A 2,030-nucleotide genomic window follows, 5' to 3' on the forward strand; every position below is an offset into this window, starting at 1 on the left:
GAATGCGCCATTTAATTCGCACCGATGATTTTACCGTTGAACAAATTGAACAGGTGCTCCACGATGCCGAAAATTTTTCAAACGGACAATTTGACCCCGTTCTTCGTGAAAAGATCATTATTACCCTCTTTTTTGAGAATTCGACCCGCACAAAAAGTTCTTTTGAGATCGCCGCCAAGCGGCTCGGGGCAGAAGTTGTCCATTTGGATGTCCAAAAAAGCTCTACCCAAAAAGGGGAAAGTCTCGTCGATACCGCCGCCAATCTGGATGCGATGGGGCCCCATGCGATGATTGTACGCCATGCACATGCGGGAGTCCCCAATATCCTCGCCCAACACACTAATGCATCAATTATCAATGCAGGTGACGGTGCCCATGCCCATCCGACGCAAGCCCTCCTCGATCTCTTTACCCTCCGCCGCCATTTCGGTGATGTCAAAGGGAAAAGAATCGCTATCGTCGGTGATATTAAAAATTCCCGTGTTGCCAACAGTAACATAGAACTCCTCAATCGCTTCGGCATGGATATTACCCTTGTGACACCACCCCATTTTTTACCCGCTACAACGCTTAAGACTACACATACCCTACACGATGTTATTGATAATGTTGATGCGATTATGAGTCTGCGTACCCAAACCGAACGCCATTCCCACCAAACGTACGGTTCACTCAAAGATTATGCCAGTGATTTTTGCATTACAAAAGAGCTTATAGCCTCCCGTGACATTATTATTCTTCATCCCGGTCCCGTTCACCGCAACATCGACATCGACGATGCCATGCTCAAAGACTCACGCTGCAAGGTTCTCGAACAGGTCAAAAACGGGGTATCCATACGAATGGCCGTACTTAAAGCTCTCATTGCCTGATGTATGACCAACTCAATGAATGGGTATCAAAAGGGATACCCACCTTTTTTTATACCGATTTCAAAGGGGAAAAACTCATCGCGGCTCCTATCGATCAGCTAAAACACCTCGATATAGAGTTCTCGTTCCATTCGACACGATCTTCTGAAAATTTCCCGCATACCCCGCTTAACTTTCCATACCCCTATTCGGATTACAAAAAAAAATTTCAGCAGTACAAGAGCATATACGCTGCGGAAACAGCTATCTGCTTAATCTGACACAGCCAACACCCATAGAGACCCCCTATACTCTACGTCAAATCTACACAATGGCACACGCACCTTATAAAATCCGTGTAGCCAACCATTTTGTCAGCTTCTCACCGGAACCTTTTATTACGATTCAGAACAACACGATTCATACCTACCCCATGAAAGGGACCATTGACGCCAGCCTCCCAAATGCCGTTGAAACCATTATGAATGATCCTAAAGAGATTGCCGAACACACCATGATCGTTGATCTACTGCGCAATGATATCGGGATGGTTGCCACCAATGTAAAAGTGAAAAAGTTTCGCTACATTACAACAATCAATACCGGTAAAAAAAAGTTACATCAGGTCAGTTCACATATCAGCGGCAATATGGACAGCCGATGGAGGGAAAACTTCGGTGAACTATTACGGAAACTCTTGCCTGCCGGAAGTATTAGCGGAACACCCAAAAAAATGACGGTTGAGATTATCGAAAGCATTGAAGCGTATGAACGGGGATTTTTCAGCGGTGTATTCGGATATTTTGACGGAGAATCCGTTTACAGTGCCGTAGCCATACGCTACATTGAAAATACAGACGGAAAACTGCTTTATAAAAGCGGCGGTGGAATCACGGCAGATAGTGATAGCCAAAAAGAGTATCAAGAGATGATCGATAAGATCTATATACCCTAAAGTTAGGAACGGGTAAAAATTTCTAATCCGTTAAAGTAATCAGATGTGGATTGTATTGTATTGTATTGTATTGTATTGTAATAATGGTTAAAAAATGATTAATTTTGATTGCTTAAGAAGAAAAAGAGAAGAAGGTAAAAAAATCCGAGGCCAGGCGGCGACCTACGTTTCCACACCTGAAAGATGCAGTATTATGAGCGAAGAGGGTCTTAGCTTCCGGGTTC

3 protein-coding genes are annotated in these 2,030 nt (G+C 44.0%); all 3 read left to right on the forward strand.

Going from position 1 to position 2,030, the window contains the following annotated elements; all coding sequences use genetic code 11:
- Window positions 1-2 precede the first annotated feature (2 nt).
- The 3 genes from M0P91_RS10145 to M0P91_RS10155 are packed head-to-tail and all read left to right on the forward strand — an operon-like array spanning window position 3 to window position 1,806.
- The gene (locus M0P91_RS10145) at window positions 3-872 is read left to right on the forward strand and encodes an aspartate carbamoyltransferase catalytic subunit (protein ID WP_295066815.1); all 870 of its coding nucleotides are present in this window, start codon (window positions 3-5) and stop codon (window positions 870-872) included.
- A complete protein-coding gene (locus M0P91_RS10150) occupies window positions 872-1,132 on the forward strand; it encodes a hypothetical protein (RefSeq protein WP_295066817.1) in 261 nt (86 codons plus the stop codon). Before M0P91_RS10145 ends, M0P91_RS10150 begins: the two co-directional genes overlap by 1 nt.
- A complete protein-coding gene (locus tag M0P91_RS10155) occupies window positions 1,129-1,806 on the forward strand; it encodes an aminodeoxychorismate synthase component I (RefSeq protein ID WP_295066819.1) in 678 nt (225 codons plus the stop codon). The genes M0P91_RS10150 and M0P91_RS10155 overlap by 4 nt, the downstream gene beginning before the upstream one ends.
- Window positions 1,807-2,030: the final 224 nt, after the last annotated feature.

The sequence above is a fragment of the Sulfuricurvum sp. genome, assembly GCF_023229695.1.
Taxonomy (GTDB): Bacteria; Campylobacterota; Campylobacteria; order Campylobacterales; family Sulfurimonadaceae; genus Sulfuricurvum.